We start from the raw sequence: 19639 nt of genomic DNA, 5'->3' as shown, positions 1-19639 counted from the left end.
TATATTACGAATGTGACATTGCAATTTATGCAACACTCTTGCTGCGAGCGTACTGATATGGATTTGCGTGATTTAAAGCTGTTCCTCCATCTGGCTGAAAGCCATCACTTTGGCCGCACCGCCAAGGCGATGCACGTCAGCCCTTCGACGCTTTCCCGCCAGATCCAACGGCTGGAAGAGATCCTCGGGCAGCCGCTGTTTTTGCGCGATAACCGCACCGTGCAGCTCACCGACGCCGGTGAACAGCTAAAAGATTTTGCCCAGCAGACGCTGCTGCAATATCAGCAACTGAAACATTCGCTGGGTCAACACGGTCCTTCGCTAAGCGGTGAGTTACGGCTATTTTGCTCGGTCACCGCCGCCTACAGCCACCTGCCGCCGATCCTCGATCGCTTCCGCGCGCAGCATCCACTGGTCGAAATCAAGCTGACCACCGGTGATGCCGCCGATGCGGTCGACAAGGTGCAGTCCAACGAAGCCGACCTCGGCATTGCCGGCCGGCCCGAAACCCTGCCCACCAGCGTAGCGTTCACCAAAATCGGCGAGATCCCGCTGGTGCTGATTGCTCCGGCGTTGCCCTGCGCAGTACGCAGTCAGGCGTTTGCCGAGCAGCCCGACTGGGCCAATATTCCGTTTATTTTGCCGGAGCACGGCCCGTCGCGAAAACGCATCGAACTGTGGTTCCGTCGCCAGCGCATCACCAACCCGCTGATTTACGCCACCGTTGGCGGCCATGAGGCCATCGTTTCGATGGTGGCGCTGGGCTGCGGTATCGCGCTGATCCCCGGCGTGGTGGTGGAAAATAGCCCGGAACCGGTGCGTAACCGCATCTCGCAGCTGGAAAATATTTCCATGGTCGAGCCGTTCGAACTGGGGGTCTGCGTGCAGAAAAAACGCCTCAGCGATCCGCTGATCGACGCTTTCTGGCGTTTACTGTCATAAGTCAGAGGGATCGACCTGTTTCATCGCCTCTACCTGCATCAGCCAATGGTAGAGCGGTTCCAGTTGCAGGAAACCCTGCGCCAGAGTCTGCACCAAACCGGCGTTGAACAGCTTTTCTACCTGACTGTCGGTTGCCATTACCGCAAAGGATTTGCGGTTGTACCAGGTGGCGATCTCCGCCGCCTGCTCTTTCACCAAGGGTCGCTTGTAGCTTTCGCCCACCAGCTCGAACGGTGGCTGACAGCAGGCCGCGACCTCCAAAAAGGGCTGCGGTCGGCGCTGCAGCGTATGGCGAAACAGGTCCATGGTCGGTTTGTTGGCGCTGTAATAACCCAGCCCGTAGCGCAACATGTCCGGCCCCAGTTCGAAGAAGTACACCGGCGCGTCCTTCCAGTCTTTGCTTGGCCGTTTGAACGTCAGCCACATGCGGCTGCGGTAACGCGATTTATCGTGGGAAAAACGCGTGTCACGGTGAATGCGCGACAGCGTTTTGCCGATCGCCGGACGAGTCTCGAACAGGGGATCGATCGCCAACATCGCCGGGCTCAACTCCGCCACCAGCGAACGGAACGGCGTCAGCAGTTCGCTATCGTAAACACCGCGGTTGGCCTCAAACCACTCCTTGTCGTTCTCGACGCGCACCTGCTGGAGAAAATTCAGGCCCTGCTGGCTAAAACCGTTAAATTGTTGCGTCATATTCCTTCCCGTAACGAGGTTTCTATCAGGGGTTACGCATGGCTTCCATCTGCCAACGGCGCTTTACAAAAACACGTCGGCGCGTCCTGAAATAGGCAACATACAGATAAAACACCGTCCGATTACTGAAAATAACCCCGCCAATGCAGGCACACAGCAACATCAGGCCATTGGCCATACCGGTGATGTTCGCTATCCAGGCCGCGACTGCACCGATCAAAAACACGGCCAGCATGCCGAGATAATATTTCAGTAATAACACTCCGACATTTTTACCCTGAACCAATTGAAACAAAATCAGCGTCATCCACACAGCCATGACGGCACCGCTGCCCAACAGTGTGGCGGCCGAAGCACGGCCGGTTGCGGCAAAGGCCAAATCGGCCAATAGCCCCATGGTTCCTGCCATTCCCAGTGTGAGACAAATCAGCAGCAACATGACATTGCCCACGCCCGGCGGCGACAAACGCTGCCCCGGCGTCAGAAAATGTTGATCTAGCTGCGCATCCACGCCGGCATAGACGGCCGGATCCCGCTGCAAGATTTGATGTTCCATTTCTCGCCCTTGAGATATCAGGCGGTTAATCATCCAGTCTGACATTACCTCACCATCTGCGGTAATTTTTGCATGATCCCAACAAAATATTGCCCCGTTTCCTTCACATTAACCGGCGAGGACAAAGTACCGCTGATACCGCTGCCCACAAAGGCCATAGAGTTATTCAGCGCCGACCGCAATTGCTGTCGGAGTCCGTTCTGGAGGGCTTGCGTTGGATAGCGTTTCGGGTATAAGCCCGCATTAACCATCTGTTTTAATACTTGATTGGAAATACCCGGATTCTCCGCCCGTATGATGCTCTCAGTGAGTCTTTTTCTTTCACTACGGGGCATGCTTTTTAGCCACTCCGTCGCCTTACGCGATGAAACCCTTCGCATTGCGCGATAGGTCATCGCCGCTTCTTTCAATGCGGCCCCTGCGCTCGCCAAAGAGATCACGTCCAAAATGGTGCTGGTAGCAACATACCACTGTTCCGAATCCAACTGCGCAAGCTCATCGCCTTTCCCGTCATAAAGCTTATTCACACGATACAGGCCATTGCCACACTGTAAGGCACTGGCGGCCATGCCGGCATAGCCTAAATAGGCGACCGCCGAACTGGTACCGCCGGTAAAGGGCACCGCGACGCTCCCCGACGCCAGTAAAAAAACGGAGACCAGCAGTGTGCCGCAAGATAGCGCCGCCGACGCAAGTTCTTTGCCGACGTTCGGTTTGGTCAAAGCCTCAGACAGGGTATTGGTCGCCGCGGTACGCGAAGTATGGGCAACGGTTTTGGTGATCACCACGTGAGTGACCTGCGAGGACGTTGAGTAACCGGTATGTTTGGTCGGCCTGACCAAATACGAATTTTGGCCATCAGAAAAAATAATTCCCACCCCATGAAAAGCGATGCTGCAGTCCAGGGAGTCCTGCAAGGCCTGTAAATCAATATCCCGATACAGTTCCTGCACATTGCTGTTACCGAGCATACGAGCGAACTCGGCGCGGGTTAATTGATCTTCGGGAGAACCAAATGGCGAAGAAAAGGCCGTTGTCATTGTCGCGCATCCCTATACGTCAAAAGTCTTGGCAGTATAAAAATGCACAACAAAATCACAACTACGCAACCCATAAACTGATTTATAGGTCACGATTACTTATGTATTTCTTCTCATCCCTGCAAAAAGAAGCGGAACGCCGGGTTGTCGGTTTCATCGTGACAATCGTAACCCAGCGCCTGCAGGTGCTGCTCAAACTCAGGTTCGGTCTGCGACAGCTCAAAGCCTGCCAGCACGCGGCCAAAATCGGTGCCGTGGCTGCGGTAGTGGAACAGTGAAATATTCCAGTGGGTGCCCAAGGTCTGCAGAAACTTCAGCAGCGCGCCCGGTGACTCCGGGAACTCAAAGCTGTACAGACGCTCGCGCAACGGCTTCGAAGGCCGCCCACCGACCATGTAGCGCACATGCAACTTGGCCATTTCATCGTCGGACAAGTCCACCACCTGATAACCATCGGCATGCAATTCTTCGATGATTTCCAGTCGTTCGGCATGGCCGCGCGTCAGACGCACACCGACGAAAATGCAGGCGTTATCTGCATCGGCATAGCGGTAGTTGAACTCGGTGACCGAGCGCCCGCCCAGCAGTTGGCAAAACTTCAGGAAGCTGCCCTTCTGTTCTGGAATGGTCACGGCCAACAGCGCTTCGCGTTGTTCGCCCAACTCGCAGCGTTCCGACACATAGCGCAAACCGTGGAAGTTCAGGTTGGCACCGGACAACACGTGCGCCAGACGCTCACCCTGGATGTTGTGCTGCTGTACGTACTTTTTCAGCCCGGCCAGTGCCAGCGCACCGGAGGGTTCGGCAATGGCACGCACGTCTTCAAACAGATCTTTGACCGCTGCGCAGATGGCATCGCTGTCGACGGTGATCACGTCGTCCAGGTATTCCCGGCACAGGCGGAAGGTTTCATCACCGATGCGCTTTACTGCCACACCTTCGGCAAACAGCCCAACGCGGGCCAGATCCACCGGATGTCCGGCATCCAGCGCCGCACGCAGGCAGGCGGAGTCTTCCGCCTCCACGCCGATCACTTTGATTTGCGGCATCAGTTGCTTGATCAATACCGCTACACCCGCCGCCAGACCGCCACCGCCCACCGGCACAAATACCCGGTCGAGGTGCGCGTCTTGCTGCAGCAGTTCCATCGCCAGCGTGCCCTGCCCTGCGATCACCGTTGGGTGGTCGAACGGCGGCACAAAGGTCATGCCCTGCTTGAGCGAAAGCTCAATCGCTCTGGCCTTGGCTTCATCAAAATTGGCACCGTGCAACAGCACTTCGCCGCCGAAGCCACGCACCGCATCCACTTTGATGTCCGCGGTGGTTACCGGCATCACGATCAGCGTTTTGATCCCTAAGCGTTTACCAGAGTAGGCCACGCCCTGCGCATGGTTGCCGGCCGAAGCCGTCACCACGCCGCGCGCCTTTTGTTCTTCGTTCAGGCTGGCGATCATCGCGTAAGCCCCGCGCAGCTTGAAGCTGTGCACCGGCTGACGATCTTCGCGCTTCACCAAAATGGTATTGCCGAGGCGCGAAGAGATTTTGCTCATGGCCTGTAGCGGGGTGACCTGAGCCACCTCGTAAACCGGCGAGCGGAGCACCGCTCGCAAATACTCCGCGCCACAGGGGGCGTCGGGTAGGGGTTGCGATTCCGCCATGGTGCTTAGCCTCCCAGCTTGCTCTTGTCGCGCACGGCACCTTTGTCGGCGCTGGTCGCCAGTGTGGCGTAGGCGCGCAGAGCGAAGGAAACCTGGCGCTCACGATTTTTCGGTGTCCAGGCCTGATCGCCACGTGCCAGTTCAACTTCACGGCGTGCCGCCAGTTCGCTGTCCGTCACGTCCAGTATCATGCTGCGTTTTGGAATATCGATGTCGATCATGTCGCCATCTTCAATCAGCGCAATCAGGCCACCGCTGCCCGCTTCCGGAGAAACGTGGCCGATAGACAGGCCGGAGGTACCGCCGGAGAAACGGCCGTCGGTGATCAGCGCACAGGCTTTACCCAGCCCCATGGATTTCAGGTAAGTGGTCGGATAGAGCATTTCCTGCATGCCCGGCCCGCCCTTTGGCCCTTCGTAGCGGATCACCACTACGTCGCCGGCAACCACTTTGCCGCCGAGGATCGCCTCCACCGCGGTGTCCTGGCTTTCGTACACTTTTGCCGGACCGCGGAAGGTCAGGTTGTCTTTGTCGACACCGGCGGTTTTTACAATGCTGCCGTCCAGTGCCATGTTGCCGTACAGTACGGCCAGGCCACCTTCCAGGCTGAAGGCATTTTCCAGCGAGCGGATACAGCCTTCTGCGCGATCATCGTCCAGCGTGTCCCAACGACAATCCTGCGAGAACGCCTGAGTAGTACGGATACCTGCCGGGCCGGCACGGAACATTTTCTTCACCGCTTCGTCCTGAGTCAGCATGATGTCGTACTGATTCAGCGTTTCCGTCAGCTTCAGGCCCAGGATGTTGTCGACGTCGCGGTTCAACAGACCCGCACGATCCAACTCGCCCAGGATGGCCAGTACGCCACCGGCACGGTGTACGTCTTCCATATGGTATTTCTGGGTGCTTGGCGCCACTTTGCACAGGTGCGGTACCTTGCGTGACAGACGATCGATATCTTCCATGGTGAAATCGATCTCGCCTTCCTGAGCCGCCGCCAACAGGTGCAATACGGTGTTGGTCGAGCCGCCCATGGCGATATCCAGCGTCATGGCGTTTTCAAATGCGGCCTTGTTGGCAATGCTGCGTGGCAGTGCGCTTTCGTCGTCCTGCTCGTAGTAACGCTTGGTCAGCGCAACGATGCGTTTACCGGCGTTGAGGAACAGATCCTTACGGTCAGCGTGGGTCGCCAGCAGCGAGCCGTTACCCGGCTGAGACAGGCCCAGCGCTTCGGTCAGGCAGTTCATCGAGTTGGCGGTGAACATACCGGAACAGGAGCCGCAGGTCGGACAGGCGGAACGTTCGATCTGCGCACTGTCGGCATCGCTGACGTTCGGGTTGGCACCCTGGATCATGGCGTCGATCAAATCCAGCTTGATTATCTTGTCGGACAGCTTGGTTTTGCCGGCTTCCATCGGGCCGCCGGAAACGAAAATCACCGGAATGTTCAGGCGCAGTGACGCCATCAGCATCCCCGGGGTGATTTTGTCGCAGTTGGAGATACACACCATCGCATCCGCGCAGTGGGCATTCACCATGTATTCAACCGAGTCGGCGATCAATTCGCGCGACGGCAGGGAATAGAGCATGCCGCCGTGGCCCATGGCGATACCATCATCCACCGCAATGGTGTTGAACTCTTTGGCGACGCCGCCTGAAGCTTCGATCTGTTCTGCAACCAGCTTGCCCAAATCACGCAGATGCACATGGCCCGGAACGAACTGGGTAAATGAGTTGACCACCGCAATAATGGGTTTACCAAAATCGTCGTCGGTCATTCCGGTCGCGCGCCATAATGCGCGGGCACCTGCCATGTTGCGGCCGTGGGTGGTGGTAGCGGAACGGTACTTAGGCATGCTCTTCACTCCAAATGTATTTATTACAGGCGGCGAACGAACCGCCTGGATATTCTTATCTGTCTGTCAATTTACCCTATGAATTTCAAGCTTCAGCTTAAAAGGCGATGGGTAAATTATGGATTTACCGGATCCAGCCAACCGTACTTGTCTTCGGTCTTGCCAGTGAACAGGCCAAAGAACGCCTGTTGGATCTGTTTGGTCACCGGGCCGCATTTACCAATGCCGACCTGGATGCCATCAACGCTGCGAACCGGGGTAATTTCTGCGGCGGTACCGGACATGAACACTTCGTCGGCCAGGTACAGCGACTCGCGTGACAACACCTGCTCACGCACTTCAAAGCCCATGTCTTTCGCCAGCTTGATGATGGCGTCACGGGTGATGCCCGGCAGCGCGGAAGAAGTAAACGGCGGGGTGAACAACACGCCGTCTTTCACTTCAAACAGATTCTCACCTGCGCCTTCGGAAATATAGCCGTGCACATCCAGCGCAATCCCTTCCTGATAACCGTGGCGGCGCGCTTCACTGCCCACCAGCAGGGAGGAAAGATAGTTACCACCGGCCTTGGCCGCGGTTGGGATGGTATTCGGTGCCACACGGTGCCAGGACGAAACCATTGCATCGATGCCTTGTTCCAGCGCCTCTTCACCCAGATACGCGCCCCAAGGAAACGCCGCGATAATCACGTCGGTTTTGTAACCGTCCGGTGGGTTTACTCCCATGCCGACGTCACCGACAAACACCAGCGGACGAATATAAGCGCTGACCAGATTGTTTTTACGCAGCGTGGCGCGACAGGCTTCCATCAGCTCATCAACGCTTTGCGATACCGGCATGCGGTAGATTTTTGCCGAGTCATGCAGGCGCTGCATATGTTCACGGTGACGGAAGACCACCGGACCTTTATGGGAGTCGTAGCAACGGACCCCTTCAAACACCGAAGTGCCGTAGTGCAACGCATGCGACATCACGTGCACTTTGGCGTCAGCCCAGGGAACCATCTCACCATTGAACCAAATGTAATCGGCTTTCTTCGTCATTATTCTTATCCTTCTCGCGCATCAGGCGCGTATTTGTTGTGATGTTTGTTGCTGGATCTCAACGCAGGAGACATCCATCAGTTTGCTCAACTGAGATGACAGTAGATCCACCGGGCGCTGGCTGGCAACGGTCAATTCAATATTAATCTTGTCGGTGTTTGCAGCCGTTGCCATATTCATAGCACAAACCTGAAAGCCACGATGACGCACGACGCGCAATACGCGCTCTAACATTTCAGGGCGAAAACGGGCCTGGATCGAGAGTTGATGCTGCATCATGATATTTTCTCCAACATGGTTTCGTTACCGGCACCCGGCGGCACCAGCGGCCAGACGTTTTCAAGCTCATCGATCGATACATGCAGCATGTAAGGCCCTTCGCTGTTGAATAAGGCATCGAGCGCGCCTGCGACCTGATCTTTACGGGTGATACGCTGGCCGGGGATACCGAAGGCATTGGCCAGCATCAGGAAATCGGGGTTATCGGAAAGGTTGGTTTCACTGTAGCGCCCGTCAAAAAACAGTTGCTGCCACTGGCGAACCATCCCCAAGCGCTGGTTATCCAGCAGAACGATTTTCAGCGGTAACTGTTTGCGTTTGATGGTGCCCAGTTCCTGCACATTCATCATGAACGAACCGTCGCCCGATACGCAGATCACCGTATCCTCCGGGCGGGCCATCTGGGCGCCAACTGCGGCCGGGACGCCAAAGCCCATGGTGCCCAAACCGCTGGAGGTGATGAAATTCTCCGGACGTTCAAAGGTCATGTGCTGTGCAGTCCACATCTGGTGCTGGCCGACGTCGGTGGTGATAACGCTGTTAGCGGGCTTGCGCTCGGACAGTTGCTTCAACAGCAGCGGCGCGTAGATCGGCTGGCCTGGGTGATCGTAGCGCCAGGCATGGGTTTCTTTCAGTTCAACCACTCGCTGCTGCCAGGCGGTGATATTCAGCGGCTGCTGCAACGCTGGCAACAACGCTTTCAAATCCCCCTGCAGTGCCACGTGTGCCTGACGCAATTTGCTCATTTCCGCCGGGTCGATATCCATGTGGATCACCTTGGCGTGCGGGGCGAAAGCATTCAGTTTGCCGGTCACGCGATCGTCAAAACGCGCGCCAACGGCAATCAGCAAATCGCATTCCTGTACCGCCAGATTGGCGGCTTTGGTGCCGTGCATACCCAACATACCAAGATAATACGGCTGCTCCGCGTCCGGTGCGCCCAGCCCTTTCAGCGTGGCAACGTTGGGCATTTGGGTTACCGCGATAAACTCACGCAGCGCCGGTACCGCCTGCGCCATGCCAACCCCACCACCGACGTACAACATCGGCTTGTGTGCCTGCGCCAGCAATTCGAAGGCCTGCGCCAATTCCGCTGTCGGGTAATGAAGTTCTTCCACTACCGGCATCAGGTGCGGATGTAATTCACCCTGAGCCAGTTGAATGTCTTTCGGGATGTCGATCAGCACTGGGCCAGGGCGACCGCTGCTGGCGATGGCAAAGGCTTCCGCCATGATGCCCGGCAGCGCGTCCAGTGATTCCACCAGGAAGCTGTGTTTGGTACAGGCCAGAGACAGGCCGAGGACATCGATCTCCTGAAAGGCATCGGTACCAATCAGTGCAGAACCCACCTGGCCGGTAATCGCCACCACCGGAACAGAATCCAGCAGCGCATCGGCCAGGCCGGTGATCAGGTTGGTGGCGCCTGGGCCGGAAGTGGCGATACAAACGCCGACCTTGCCGGTTGAGCGGGCATAACCAATGGCGGCCATCGCGGCGCCTTGCTCGTGGCGGCACAGCAGGTGTTCCACCCCGCCGTCATACAATGCATCGTAGACCGGCATGATTGCGCCACCCGGGTAGCCGAATACCGTATCAACCCCCTGTGCACGCAACGCTTGTACTACCCACTGAGCCCCATTCATAGTTATTTCCCCGCCTTACTTCGACAACCGCAGGATTTTGTTCTGTTATTCATTGTCTTATCCTCGCTTCACTTTTCTCTTGCCAATAAAAAACCCCCGGACCTTTCGGTGCGGGGGTTCTCTTGCGATTCCGGCTTGTTTTCTAAGCCATTCTTCGTCCAAGTGCAGCCCCGCACGGTGGGATAATAATCACCACCACGCTAATCACGACTAGGCTAATCACTTGGGCAAAGGCTTTCATAATAAGTTTGTTCACTGTGCTCGTTTCGAACTAATACCTACAGAGGTACCATAGTCCCGCGCGGCATGACAACACTTTTTTTGCGTTATTATCCGGCGCAATCTGGTCATACCTCGTGCAAAATGCCCGGATTTCAAACGTTAGCCTGTACACCCGAAGATTTCGCCTCGCCCGAGATCGCCTTGCTGCCCGTGTCCTTACCCAAGAACACCAATAGCGCAATGACGATGGCCACCGTGCCGGCGATAATCGCCATCGCCAGCCCGTAATTATGGCCATGATGCTCGGCAATCGTCGCCTGCAGCGTGGCGTTGACCGAAGCAATCAGATTACCCAGTTGGTAAACAAACCCCGGCAGTACCGCACGGGTATTGGCCGGCACCAGTTCGGTGAGATAAGTCGGTATCACGCCCCAGGCACCCTGCACCATGAACTGCATCAGGAAAGCACCAATGCCCAGCATCAGCGAGCCGCTGGAAAATGCCCACAGCGGGATCACCGGCAATGCCAGTAGCGCAGCAATGATAATCGCCTTCCGGCGGCCAATTTTTTCCGATAGCGCACCAAAGAAAACACCGCCGATAATTGACGCGATATTGTAGCTAATGGCGATGATACTGACGGTTTTAGGGTCGAAACCGTGCTGAACTTTCAAAAATACCGGGTACATATCCTGAGTGCCGTGCGAAAAGAAATTGAATGCCGCCATCAGCAACACCAGATAGCCGCACAGCTTCCAGTGGCTCTTCAGCACCGGCAGCAGCGCACTGCTTTCCTTGCGTTCACGCGCCGCCAGCCACACCGGCGACTCCTGCACGCAGTAGTAGATAAATGGCAGCAGTAAAATCGGTGCTGCGCCGATCACGAACATCCCACGCCAGCCAATCACCTCAAACAGCAGGCCATATACCACCGCCGCCAACAGATACCCAAAGGGGTAACCGGCCTGGAAAATCCCCGACATCAGGCCACGCGAGCGGTCTGGGATGGTTTCCAGCGCCAGCGACGATGCCACGCCCCAGATCCCCCCCATCGCTACGCCGTACAACACGCGCAGTATCAGGAATACCGTCAACGACGGTGCCGCAGCGGACAACAGCTCAAAGATCGAGAAGAAGACAATATTCAGCATCAAAATCGGTTTGCGGCCGTATTTTTCCGCCGCCCGGCCGAAGATCAGTGCGCCAATCGGGCGCACTGCCAACGTCAGCAGGATCGCCAGCGTCACCTCCTCCATGCCGACATGGAAAGATTGCGCGATATCGCTGAGCAGAAAGACCAGCACGAAAAAATCGAAAGCATCAAGCGTCCAGCTTGAAAAGCTGGCGATGGCTGCATTGCGTTGCAGCGGGGTCCAACCAAACATAGTGTTATCCCTACTCTGGAATACGAGGTCATGAGGTTTAGCGGCTGCCGTGTCGGAAGGCGACGGCGGTCGGAGTTTGTTAACGAAGTGATTTTTATTTTAATCAATTGTTAAATACACCCATTCCCCCTCTCACCGCAACTTGGTTAGCCTGCTAATTTGTTGCAGCATTCACGCAATTGTTAGGGGGTATTGCCACCCTTTGCGCAGCTCTGCACAAAAATTCGTTATCTTTATGAAATTGATAATTTTAATTACGACTCAGCACGCAAATACCCCAAGCTTGCCGCACTCCGCTGGCCCATCTCCCGCATCATGTTGCCTTCAGCAAGGAGAGCAACATGGCACTGGCGGTTATCTATACCCGAGCCACACTGGGCGTTCAGGCCCCGTCGGTTACGGTGGAAGTGCATATCAGCAACGGATTACCCGGCCTGACCATGGTCGGCCTGCCGGAAACCACGGTGAAAGAAGCCCGCGATCGGGTGCGCAGTGCCCTGATCAATAACGGCTTCACCTTTCCCGCCCGGCGCATCACCGTCAATCTGGCCCCCGCCGACCTGCCCAAGGAAGGCGGCCGCTACGACCTGCCGATTGCTCTGGCGATCCTCGCGGCCTCCGAACAGTTGCCGGCCGATAAGCTGGCGCGTTATGAGTTCCTGGGAGAGTTGGCGTTATCCGGTGCACTACGGGGAGTCAGTGGCGCGATACCCGCTGCGTTAGCGGCGCTGGATGCGGGCAGGCAATTGATTTTGGCCGCGGCCAATGGCCGGGAGGTGGGGTTGATTACCCAGAGCGAAACCCTTGTGGCAGAACACCTGCTGGAGGTGTGTGCCTTTCTGTTGGGCAAGGGTGACTTACCGGCAGCCAGCGCACCGCCGGCAACGGAAACGATGCAGGAGCCTGCCGATCTGCAAGATATTCTGGGCCAGGAACAGGCGAAACGGGCGTTGGAGATCGCCGCCGCCGGGGGCCACAACCTGCTGCTGGTCGGCCCACCGGGGACCGGGAAGACCATGCTGGCCAGCCGTTTGAATGGCCTGCTGCCCCCGCTGACCGACCGTGAGGCGCTGGAGAGCATCGCCGTCGCCAGCCTGCTGCACCATCCCGCGCAAGCGCTGCCGTGGCGACAGCGGCCGTTTCGTGCACCGCATCACAGTGCTTCGATGGCCGCGCTGGTTGGTGGCGGCTCACTGCCGCGACCGGGTGAGATTTCCATGGCGCACAACGGCGTGCTGTTTCTTGATGAGTTACCTGAATTCGAAAGACGGGTGCTGGATGCCCTGCGTGAACCGCTGGAGTCTGGCGAGATCGTCATTTCACGCGCCACGGCCAAGGTCTGCTTTCCGGCCAGGGTACAGTTGATCGCGGCCATGAACCCCAGCCCGACCGGGCATTATCAGGGCATGCACAACCGCGCGTCCCCACAACAGGTGCTGCGCTATCTCGGACGGCTTTCAGGGCCGTTCCTCGATCGCTTCGATTTATCGATTGAGGTGCCGCTGCTGCCACCGGGCGTGCTAAGCAAACGACGCATCGCCGGTGAAAGTAGCGCACAGGTACGGGAGCGGGTGCTGTTGGCACGTGAAAGGCAGCTCGAACGTGCCGGGAAGATCAATGCCCTGCTGAATAATCACGAGGTTGAACGGGATTGCGCACTGAGCGAGGCAGATGCGGACTTTCTTGAGACGACGTTAAACAAATTGGGATTATCGGTTCGCGCCTGGCAACGGATTTTAAAAGTGGCTCGCACACTGGCAGATTTGGCGGGGGATCGGGAGATTGATAAGCGCCATTTGAGCGAAGCGCTTGGCTACCGCAGTATGGACCGCCTGTTGCTGCAGCTGCACCGCAGCCTGGAATAAAAATGGGGCCCAAAGGCCCCATCGATATCAGTCGTCGCTGTCGGTGTAATCTTCCACCGCATCAGCCTGCGGCTTGCCGCCGGACAGGGTATGGAATTTTTTCGGGCGGCGTGTGCGCACCAGATATTTAGCCCATACTTTTTCCTGCTCGGTAACCGGCTCACGCTCACCGTGGCACACTGCGACGAACAACTGTTCTTCTTCAGTGACCGGCTGACGTTTGCCTGCGTCCAGCTCGTTGAACGCATACCCGAAACGCTCTAGTAATTGCGCTTCTTTAATGGTGAAATCGCCGTGACGGGAGAACCCGCGAGGATAATGTTTATTATCAAAAAAACGATTGGTCGTGGTGAAGCTATCCGCCATCTGACACGCTCCTAATTCTCTCATGGCCGTGCTGTTTATGGCGCGGAGTATTAGATAGGCTTGACATTGTGTAAAACAAAACATTTAAATCTTAACGATAAAAATTTCTGGAGATGGGTGTGGATACCGAATTACTGAAAACCTTTTTGGAGGTCAGTAGAACGCGTCACTTTGGCCGAGCTGCAGAATCCTTGTACTTAACGCAGTCTGCCGTCAGTTTTCGTATCCGCCAGTTAGAAACCCAATTGGGCGCGAATTTATTCACTCGTCATCGTAACAATATCCGGCTGACGCCAGCTGGGGAGCGGCTTCTGCCTTATGCTGAGAGCCTGATGATGACCTGGCAATTGGCAAAAAAAGAGGTGGTGCGTTCGTTGCAGCATACCGAATTGTCCATCGGTGCCACCGCGTCGCTGTGGGAAGCTTATCTGACCCCGTGGCTGCAATCGCTGTATCAACAACGTGAGGCGTTACAACTGGAAGCCAGGGTGGCATTACGGCACTCTTTGGTAAAACAGCTGCATGAAAGGCAGCTCGATTTGCTCATTACCACCGAGCCACCCAAGATGGATGAACTGGCCAGCCAGCTATTGGGCAATTTTTCGCTGCGGCTGTTCTCCTCCACCCTGCGTGATAAACAGGCGCCGATGCCCTATATCAAGCTGGAATGGGGGGCGGATTTCCACCAACAGGAAAGCCGTATGCTGGAAGGGGATACCCTGCCGGTGCTGACCACCACCTCCGCACACCTGACCCGACAACTGCTGGAAACCACCGGCGGCTGTGCCTTCCTGCCCAGCCAATGGGAGAAGGACTATCCGCAGTTGGCCGCCACCGCCGATATCCCGCCGATTATCCGCCCGCTGTACGCCGTTTGGCTGCAAAATAGCGACCAACAGCCGTTGATCCGCCAACTGTTGAAAATACCTTTAAATACCACAGCATGAGGCGCTATAACGGCTTCAGACGAGGATGGCGGGGTTTGGTTCGTCTGCCAAGCCAAAACGCGCTCATCGCCTTCTGAAGGCCGATAAAGCAGAACAGCAGGATGCCGATAACGATTTTGGTCCACCAGGAGCTGAGCGTACCGTCGAAAGTGATGTAACTCTGAATCAGCCCCTGGATCAGCACGCCAAACAGCGTACCCAGCACGGTACCGACCCCGCCGGTCAACAAGGTGCCACCAATCACTACCGCGGCAATGGCATCCAGCTCCACGCCGCTGGCGGCCAGCGCGTAGCCTGCCGAGGTATACAACGAGAAAATAATCCCGGACAAGGCTGCCAATGTGCCTGAGAGCATATAAATCAGCACCGTCGTACGCTGCACAGGCACGCCCATCAGTGCCGCAGACACCCGGTTACCGCCGATGGCGTAGACGTTGTGGCCAAAGCGGGTGCGGTGCGCTAACACTATGCCGACCGCCACCACCATTAGCATCACCAACGCCAACAGAGTAAAGCGGCCACCGCCCGGCAGTTTCCAGGCATAGTTCGCCAGCGCGGCATACAACGGATGATCAATGGGAATCGACTCTTCCGAGACGATAAAACTCATGCCCCGCACGAAGAACATTCCAGCCAGCGTGATGATAAACGCCGGAAGTTTCAGTACATCAATAATCCAGCCCATCAATGCGCCGAACGAAGCGCCCATCAGCAGCGCAATAACAAACGCATAGCCCGGTGCAATACCGTAGGTTCCGATCAATTTGGCCAATAGCACCCCGGTGAAGGCGATCACCGAGCCGACCGACAGATCGATACCGCCGGAAAGGATCACAAACGTCATGCCTACCGCAACGATGCCAAGAAAGGCGTTGTCGGTCAGCAAGTCACACCATACCCGCGTTGAAGCAAAACTGGGGAACTGAGTGAGGCAAAAACCATAGCCCAAAAGGAACACCAGGACAGTAATCAACAGTGGAAGATTACGTTTGATCATGGCTTTCTTCTCCTAAGCAGTTGGCGCAACGAGACGCTGGGTGATTGCACCATCAGCACCGCCAGCACCACGATCGCCTTCAGCACCAGATTAAATTCCGGCCGATAGCCGGACAGCAGAATACCGGTATTCATCCCCTGAATGATTAATGCCCCCACCACCGACAACAGCAGGTTAAAACGCCCGCCCAGCAATGAGCCGCCACCAATCACCACCGCCAGGATTGCATCCAGCTCCAGCCACAGCCCGGCATTGTTGGCGTCTGCACCGCGGATGTCCGCCGTGACGATGATCCCGGCCACCGCAGCACAGAGTCCGCAGATGACATATACCGCCATCACCACCCAGCGTGTACTGACCCCCGCGTTGCGTGCCGAGCGCAGATTGATGCCCACGGCTTCGATAAACAGCCCCAGCGCCGTTTTACGCGTCAGCAGCCAGATCAACAGCAGCATCACTGCGGCAATGATCGCTGGCATCGGTAGATACATCAGCGCACCGCTGCCAAGCCGAGCCAACCCTTCTCGTTCAAAGGTGACGATTTGTCCTTCGGTGATCAGTTGCGCAATACCGCGACCGGCCACCATCAGCATCAGCGTGGCGACAATCGGCTGTATCTGCAGCACCGCCACCAGAAAGCCATTCCACAGGCCACACAGCGCACCCGCCGCCAAGGCAGCCGCCAGCACGTAACCCAGCGGATAACCGGCGCTGGTCAGCGTTGCGGCCGTGGCACCGGCAATAGCCATCACGGCCCCCACCGAAAGGTCGATACCACCGGTGGCGATCACTAACGTCATGCCTAATGCCAATAACGCTACCGGCGCGCCACGGTTAACAATGTCGATCACACTGCCAAACAGTCGACCATCCTGAATGTGGATGGAAAAGAAATTCGGGGCGACCAGGCTGTCGATCAACAAAATCACCGCCAGCGCCCCCAGTTGTGTCGCCCCTGCGGGGAAGACCCATCTGACTTTACGTGGTCCACCGGTCATGGAGAAACTCCTGAGGTTCATTCGGCCCCCTGTTGCGCGGCTATCGCCTGCATGATCGCAGGTACCGTAATGGCGTCATGCTCAAGCTGCGTCACATGTTTTCTGTCGCGTAGCACCAGGATACGATCGGCATAGCCCGCCAGCTCTTCCAGTTCGGACGAAATCACCAGCAACGCCAGCCCTTCATCACAGAGTTTTTCGATCAAGCGGATGATTTCAGCATGCGCGCCAACGTCAATGCCGCGCGTTGGTTCGTCCAGGATCAAAAAGCGCGGTTTGGTCGCCAGCCAGCGAGACAGCAACACCTTCTGCTGATTTCCGCCGGACAGATATTGGATCTGCTGCTCCGGCCCCGGCGTGCGAATGCCCAACAGTTGGATATAATCCTCGGCAATACGGGTTTGTTCCCGCAACGATAACGGTTTTAACCAACCGCGTTGCGCCTGCAGGGCCAGAATGATGTTTTCCCTTACCGTCGCAGCACCGACAATCCCGTCGGTTTTTCGGTCCTCCGGGCAATAACCAAAACCGAGGCTGGCAGCTTTACGGGGCGTGCGGATGTTCACCGTACGACCCTCAACTTTCGCACTGCCGCTATCACGCGGTTTGATGCCGAATATCAGCTGAGCCGTTTCCGTGCGGCCAGAGCCCAGCAGACCGGCCAAGCCTACAATCTCGCCCGGACGGATTTGCAGATCAAAGGGTTCAACCATGCCGCGTCGTCCATAACCCCTGAATTCGACCAGGGATGGCGCATCCGTTGGCGCGTGCTCACCTCGTTTAAGCAGCGACTCGTCAAACGCGTGGCCAAGCATCATCTGTACCAATTCCAGACGCGGTAAATCAGCGGTAATTCGGGTCCCCACTAACTTACCGTTGCGCAGTACAGTGATGCGATCGCAAATACGGTAAACCTGATCGAGGAAGTGGGTGACAAAGATCATCCCCATGCCCTGGCTGCGGAGCTGGCCGAGAATACCCAGTAACATGCTGACTTCTTTGGCATCCAGACTGGCAGTTGGCTCATCCAGGATCAGAACTTTGGCCGACAAGTCGACCGCCCGCGCGATAGCGATAATCTGCTGGATCGCAATGGAGTAATTGCCCAATGGCTGACTGACATCCAACTGTAATCCATACCCCAGCAAAAGCTGCCGGGCCTGGTGCAGCAGCTTTTTTTGATCGACCAGGCCGAAGCGCGTTGGCTCACGGCCAATGAACAAATTAGCCGCCACCGAGATGTTCGGCAGCAAGTTAACTTCCTGATAAACCGTACCAATCCCCAGCAGCTGCGCCTGTGCAGTACTCTGTGGAGCAATGGCGGTACCCTCCAGCAATATCTCACCGGCGGAACGCTGATAAACCCCGGTTAGCGCTTTGATTAGCGTAGATTTCCCCGCGCCATTTTCACCCAGCAGCGCCATAATCTCTCCGCGCTGTAACGTGACATCAACCTGCTCCAGCGCTTTAACGCCAGGAAACTCAACGGATAATCCCTTAATCGCCAATAACGTGGTTTGAGATGTGACCATCTTCTGTCCCGCCGGTGAGTGGATTAATAGCCCATGCTTTTCTTCAGCTCAAATTCCTGTTTCGCGGTATCCGGCTGCAGCAGTTTCGATTCGGTCTGGATAAACTTCGGCGGCTGAGTGCCATCTTTCTTCATCGCCAACAACGCATCAAACGCCGGGCCGGCCATATTTGGCGTCAGTTCGACCGTGGCGTTGGCTTCACCATTCATCATCGCTTTGAATATGTCAGGGACACCGTCGATAGAGACGATTTTGATCTGTGAACCCGGTTTTAAGCCCGCCTCTTTGATTGCCTGAATAGCACCGATCGCCATGTCGTCGTTATGCGCATACACCGCACAAATATTTTTGCCGTTTTGCTCGGCCTTGATAAAGCTTTCCATCACTTCTTTGCCCTTGCTGCGGGTAAAGTCGCCGGATTGTGAGCGGATGATTTTAACGTTGGCAGCGGTGGCTATGCCGTCGGCAAAGCCTTTCTTGCGGTTGATGGCGACACTGGAGCCCACGGTCCCTTGCAGTTCCACCACGTTACAAGGCTTGCCGGCGACCTCTTTAACCAGCCATTCGCCTGCAACCTTGCCTTCATGCACGCTGTCGGATGCCACGGCTGCGGTATACAGCGAGGGATCGTTCACTTCGATCATCCGGTCGAGCAGGAATACCGGGATCTTGGCCTCTTTGGCCTCTTGCAGTACCGGAGTCCACCCGGTGGCGACTACCGGTGCAATGAAAATGGCATCAACACCCTGGGCGATGAAGGATCGGACCGCTTTGATCTGGTTTTCCTGTTTTTGCTGCGCATCGGCGATTTTTAACGTAATACCACGCTTTTCCGCTTCCTGTTTCGAAACCTTCGTTTCCGCAGAGCGCCAGCCAGATTCGGAACCAATCTGAGAAAAACCGACGACCAACGGTGCCGCCTGTACCGTACTTATCAATGCGCCAGTGATGGCGGCCGCTAACAGCAGACGTTTAACCATGTTTGTTCTCCCCGCACTGCCCTGGCTCCTGGTGGCCTCAGACAGCGGTAACTGTTGTTGTGTATGCTGCATATTTTTCTGGTGAACTAGGTATCCAAAGACTCGGACACCCATTAGGTGTAGTCGAAAATCAGGCAGGAATAATGAGCGGCATCACATCACGGGAGAACAACCATTTTGTACATGGATCCAGCTAAAAATGTCTAAATTGGGAACAGGTTTGGTAGGGTTTTTAGGCAATTTATCAGGGGAATAGCGAGGATTTAGGAAAAGTAGAAAGCAAAAAAAACCCTTCGCTTTCGCAAAGGGTTCCTAATATGGCAGGGGCGGAGAGACTCGAACTCGCGACACCCGGTTTTGGAGACCGGTGCTCTACCAACTGAGCTACGCCCCTAAATCATGCTTAACATTATGCCTGCTAAAATTAGCAGGCATAATTTAAATAAGTGGCGGAACGGACGGGGCTCGAACCCGCGACCCCCTGCGTGACAGGCAGGTATTCTAACCAACTGAACTACCGCTCCACCGGTTCTTTCACGTTACATCTTTCGATGTGGCAAAACCGCTCATGGCGATCCTGCTCATTACCGGGTGTCAAACCGATAACGTTTAATTGATGCCTGGCAGTGTCCTA

18 protein-coding genes and 2 tRNA genes are annotated in these 19639 nt (G+C 56.2%); 3 read left to right on the top strand and 17 right to left on the bottom strand.

All coding sequences use genetic code 11. The features are described from left to right. Positions 1–57: 57 nt before the first annotated feature. Positions 58–942: an HTH-type transcriptional activator IlvY gene (gene ilvY / locus BEI65_RS24390; RefSeq protein WP_099065451.1), complete on the top strand. Its 885-nt coding sequence runs from the start codon at positions 58–60 to the stop codon at positions 940–942. Here the strand turns inward: ilvY and BEI65_RS24385 are convergent. The 10 genes from BEI65_RS24385 to BEI65_RS24340 all read right to left on the bottom strand — a co-directional run bounded on the left by BEI65_RS24385 (position 937) and on the right by BEI65_RS24340 (position 11320). After that, positions 937–1638, bottom strand: coding sequence for a DUF2461 domain-containing protein (locus BEI65_RS24385; protein ID WP_099065450.1), 702 nt, complete (start codon positions 1636–1638; stop codon positions 937–939). The genes ilvY and BEI65_RS24385 overlap by 6 nt on opposite strands. Before the next feature lie 25 nt (positions 1639–1663). Beyond that, the gene (locus tag BEI65_RS24380; protein WP_232519154.1) at positions 1664–2194 is read right to left on the bottom strand and encodes a hypothetical protein; all 531 of its coding nucleotides are present in this window, start codon (positions 2192–2194) and stop codon (positions 1664–1666) included. A 44-nt stretch (positions 2195–2238) separates the two neighbouring features. Next, complete coding sequence (locus tag BEI65_RS24375; RefSeq protein WP_099065448.1) at positions 2239–3234, bottom strand: hypothetical protein; 996 nt, start codon at positions 3232–3234, stop codon at positions 2239–2241. A 113-nt stretch (positions 3235–3347) separates the two neighbouring features. Beyond that, positions 3348–4892, bottom strand: a complete 1545-nt coding sequence (gene ilvA, locus BEI65_RS24370; RefSeq protein ID WP_099065447.1) for a threonine ammonia-lyase, biosynthetic — start codon at positions 4890–4892, stop codon at positions 3348–3350. Between the two features lie 5 nt (positions 4893–4897). Further along, positions 4898–6748 (bottom strand): dihydroxy-acid dehydratase, encoded by a 1851-nt coding sequence (gene ilvD / locus BEI65_RS24365; RefSeq protein ID WP_099065446.1) that lies wholly within the window; start codon positions 6746–6748, stop codon positions 4898–4900. 116 nt (positions 6749–6864) lie between these two features. After that, the gene (locus BEI65_RS24360) at positions 6865–7791 is read right to left on the bottom strand and encodes a branched-chain amino acid transaminase (protein ID WP_099065445.1); all 927 of its coding nucleotides are present in this window, start codon (positions 7789–7791) and stop codon (positions 6865–6867) included. A 21-nt stretch (positions 7792–7812) separates the two neighbouring features. Then, the gene (gene ilvM / locus BEI65_RS24355; protein ID WP_012147433.1) at positions 7813–8070 is read right to left on the bottom strand and encodes an acetolactate synthase 2 small subunit; all 258 of its coding nucleotides are present in this window, start codon (positions 8068–8070) and stop codon (positions 7813–7815) included. After that, a complete protein-coding gene (gene ilvG, locus BEI65_RS24350) occupies positions 8067–9713 on the bottom strand; it encodes an acetolactate synthase 2 catalytic subunit (protein WP_099065444.1) in 1647 nt (548 codons plus the stop codon). Before ilvG ends, ilvM begins: the two co-directional genes overlap by 4 nt. Positions 9714–9855: 142 nt before the next feature. Further along, a complete protein-coding gene (gene ilvL, locus BEI65_RS24345) occupies positions 9856–9954 on the bottom strand; it encodes an ilv operon leader peptide (RefSeq protein ID WP_015962288.1) in 99 nt (32 codons plus the stop codon). Between the two features lie 133 nt (positions 9955–10087). Beyond that, complete coding sequence (locus BEI65_RS24340) at positions 10088–11320, bottom strand: MFS transporter (protein WP_099065443.1); 1233 nt, start codon at positions 11318–11320, stop codon at positions 10088–10090. A 341-nt stretch (positions 11321–11661) separates the two neighbouring features. On the opposite strand from BEI65_RS24340, the gene BEI65_RS24335 reads away from it, so the two are divergent. Continuing rightward, on the top strand, positions 11662–13185 hold the full coding sequence (locus BEI65_RS24335; protein WP_099065442.1) for a YifB family Mg chelatase-like AAA ATPase: 1524 nt from the start codon (positions 11662–11664) through the stop codon (positions 13183–13185). A 27-nt stretch (positions 13186–13212) separates the two neighbouring features. Here BEI65_RS24335 and BEI65_RS24330 read toward each other — a convergent pair whose 3' ends face one another. Further along, the gene (locus tag BEI65_RS24330; RefSeq protein WP_085119975.1) at positions 13213–13551 is read right to left on the bottom strand and encodes a DUF413 domain-containing protein; all 339 of its coding nucleotides are present in this window, start codon (positions 13549–13551) and stop codon (positions 13213–13215) included. Between the two features lie 119 nt (positions 13552–13670). Between BEI65_RS24330 and hdfR the strand changes: the two genes are divergently transcribed. Beyond that, the gene (gene hdfR, locus BEI65_RS24325; RefSeq protein WP_099065463.1) at positions 13671–14498 is read left to right on the top strand and encodes an HTH-type transcriptional regulator HdfR; all 828 of its coding nucleotides are present in this window, start codon (positions 13671–13673) and stop codon (positions 14496–14498) included. A 4-nt stretch (positions 14499–14502) separates the two neighbouring features. Here the strand turns inward: hdfR and yjfF are convergent, their stop codons facing one another. The 6 genes from yjfF to BEI65_RS24295 all read right to left on the bottom strand — a co-directional run bounded on the left by yjfF (position 14503) and on the right by BEI65_RS24295 (position 19529). Beyond that, the gene (gene yjfF, locus BEI65_RS24320) at positions 14503–15495 is read right to left on the bottom strand and encodes a galactofuranose ABC transporter, permease protein YjfF (protein ID WP_099065441.1); all 993 of its coding nucleotides are present in this window, start codon (positions 15493–15495) and stop codon (positions 14503–14505) included. After that, entirely contained in the window at positions 15492–16493 is a 1002-nt protein-coding gene (gene ytfT / locus BEI65_RS24315) for a galactofuranose ABC transporter, ATP-binding protein YtfT (RefSeq protein ID WP_198404506.1), read from the bottom strand. The genes yjfF and ytfT overlap by 4 nt, the downstream gene beginning before the upstream one ends. Positions 16494–16510: 17 nt before the next feature. Further along, positions 16511–18025, bottom strand: coding sequence for a galactofuranose ABC transporter, ATP-binding protein YtfR (ytfR, locus tag BEI65_RS24310; protein ID WP_099065439.1), 1515 nt, complete (start codon positions 18023–18025; stop codon positions 16511–16513). A 23-nt stretch (positions 18026–18048) separates the two neighbouring features. Beyond that, positions 18049–19005 (bottom strand): galactofuranose ABC transporter, galactofuranose-binding protein YtfQ, encoded by a 957-nt coding sequence (gene ytfQ, locus BEI65_RS24305; protein WP_099065438.1) that lies wholly within the window; start codon positions 19003–19005, stop codon positions 18049–18051. A gap of 318 nt (positions 19006–19323) precedes the next feature. Next, positions 19324–19399, bottom strand: a tRNA-Trp gene (locus BEI65_RS24300). Between the two features lie 53 nt (positions 19400–19452). Beyond that, a tRNA-Asp gene (locus BEI65_RS24295) sits at positions 19453–19529 on the bottom strand. Positions 19530–19639: the final 110 nt, after the last annotated feature.

Origin of the sequence: Serratia sp. BW106 (assembly GCF_002607755.1) — a bacterium.
Taxonomy (GTDB): domain Bacteria; phylum Pseudomonadota; class Gammaproteobacteria; order Enterobacterales; family Enterobacteriaceae; genus Serratia; species Serratia proteamaculans.
This window is presented reverse-complemented; position numbering and strand designations above follow the sequence as displayed.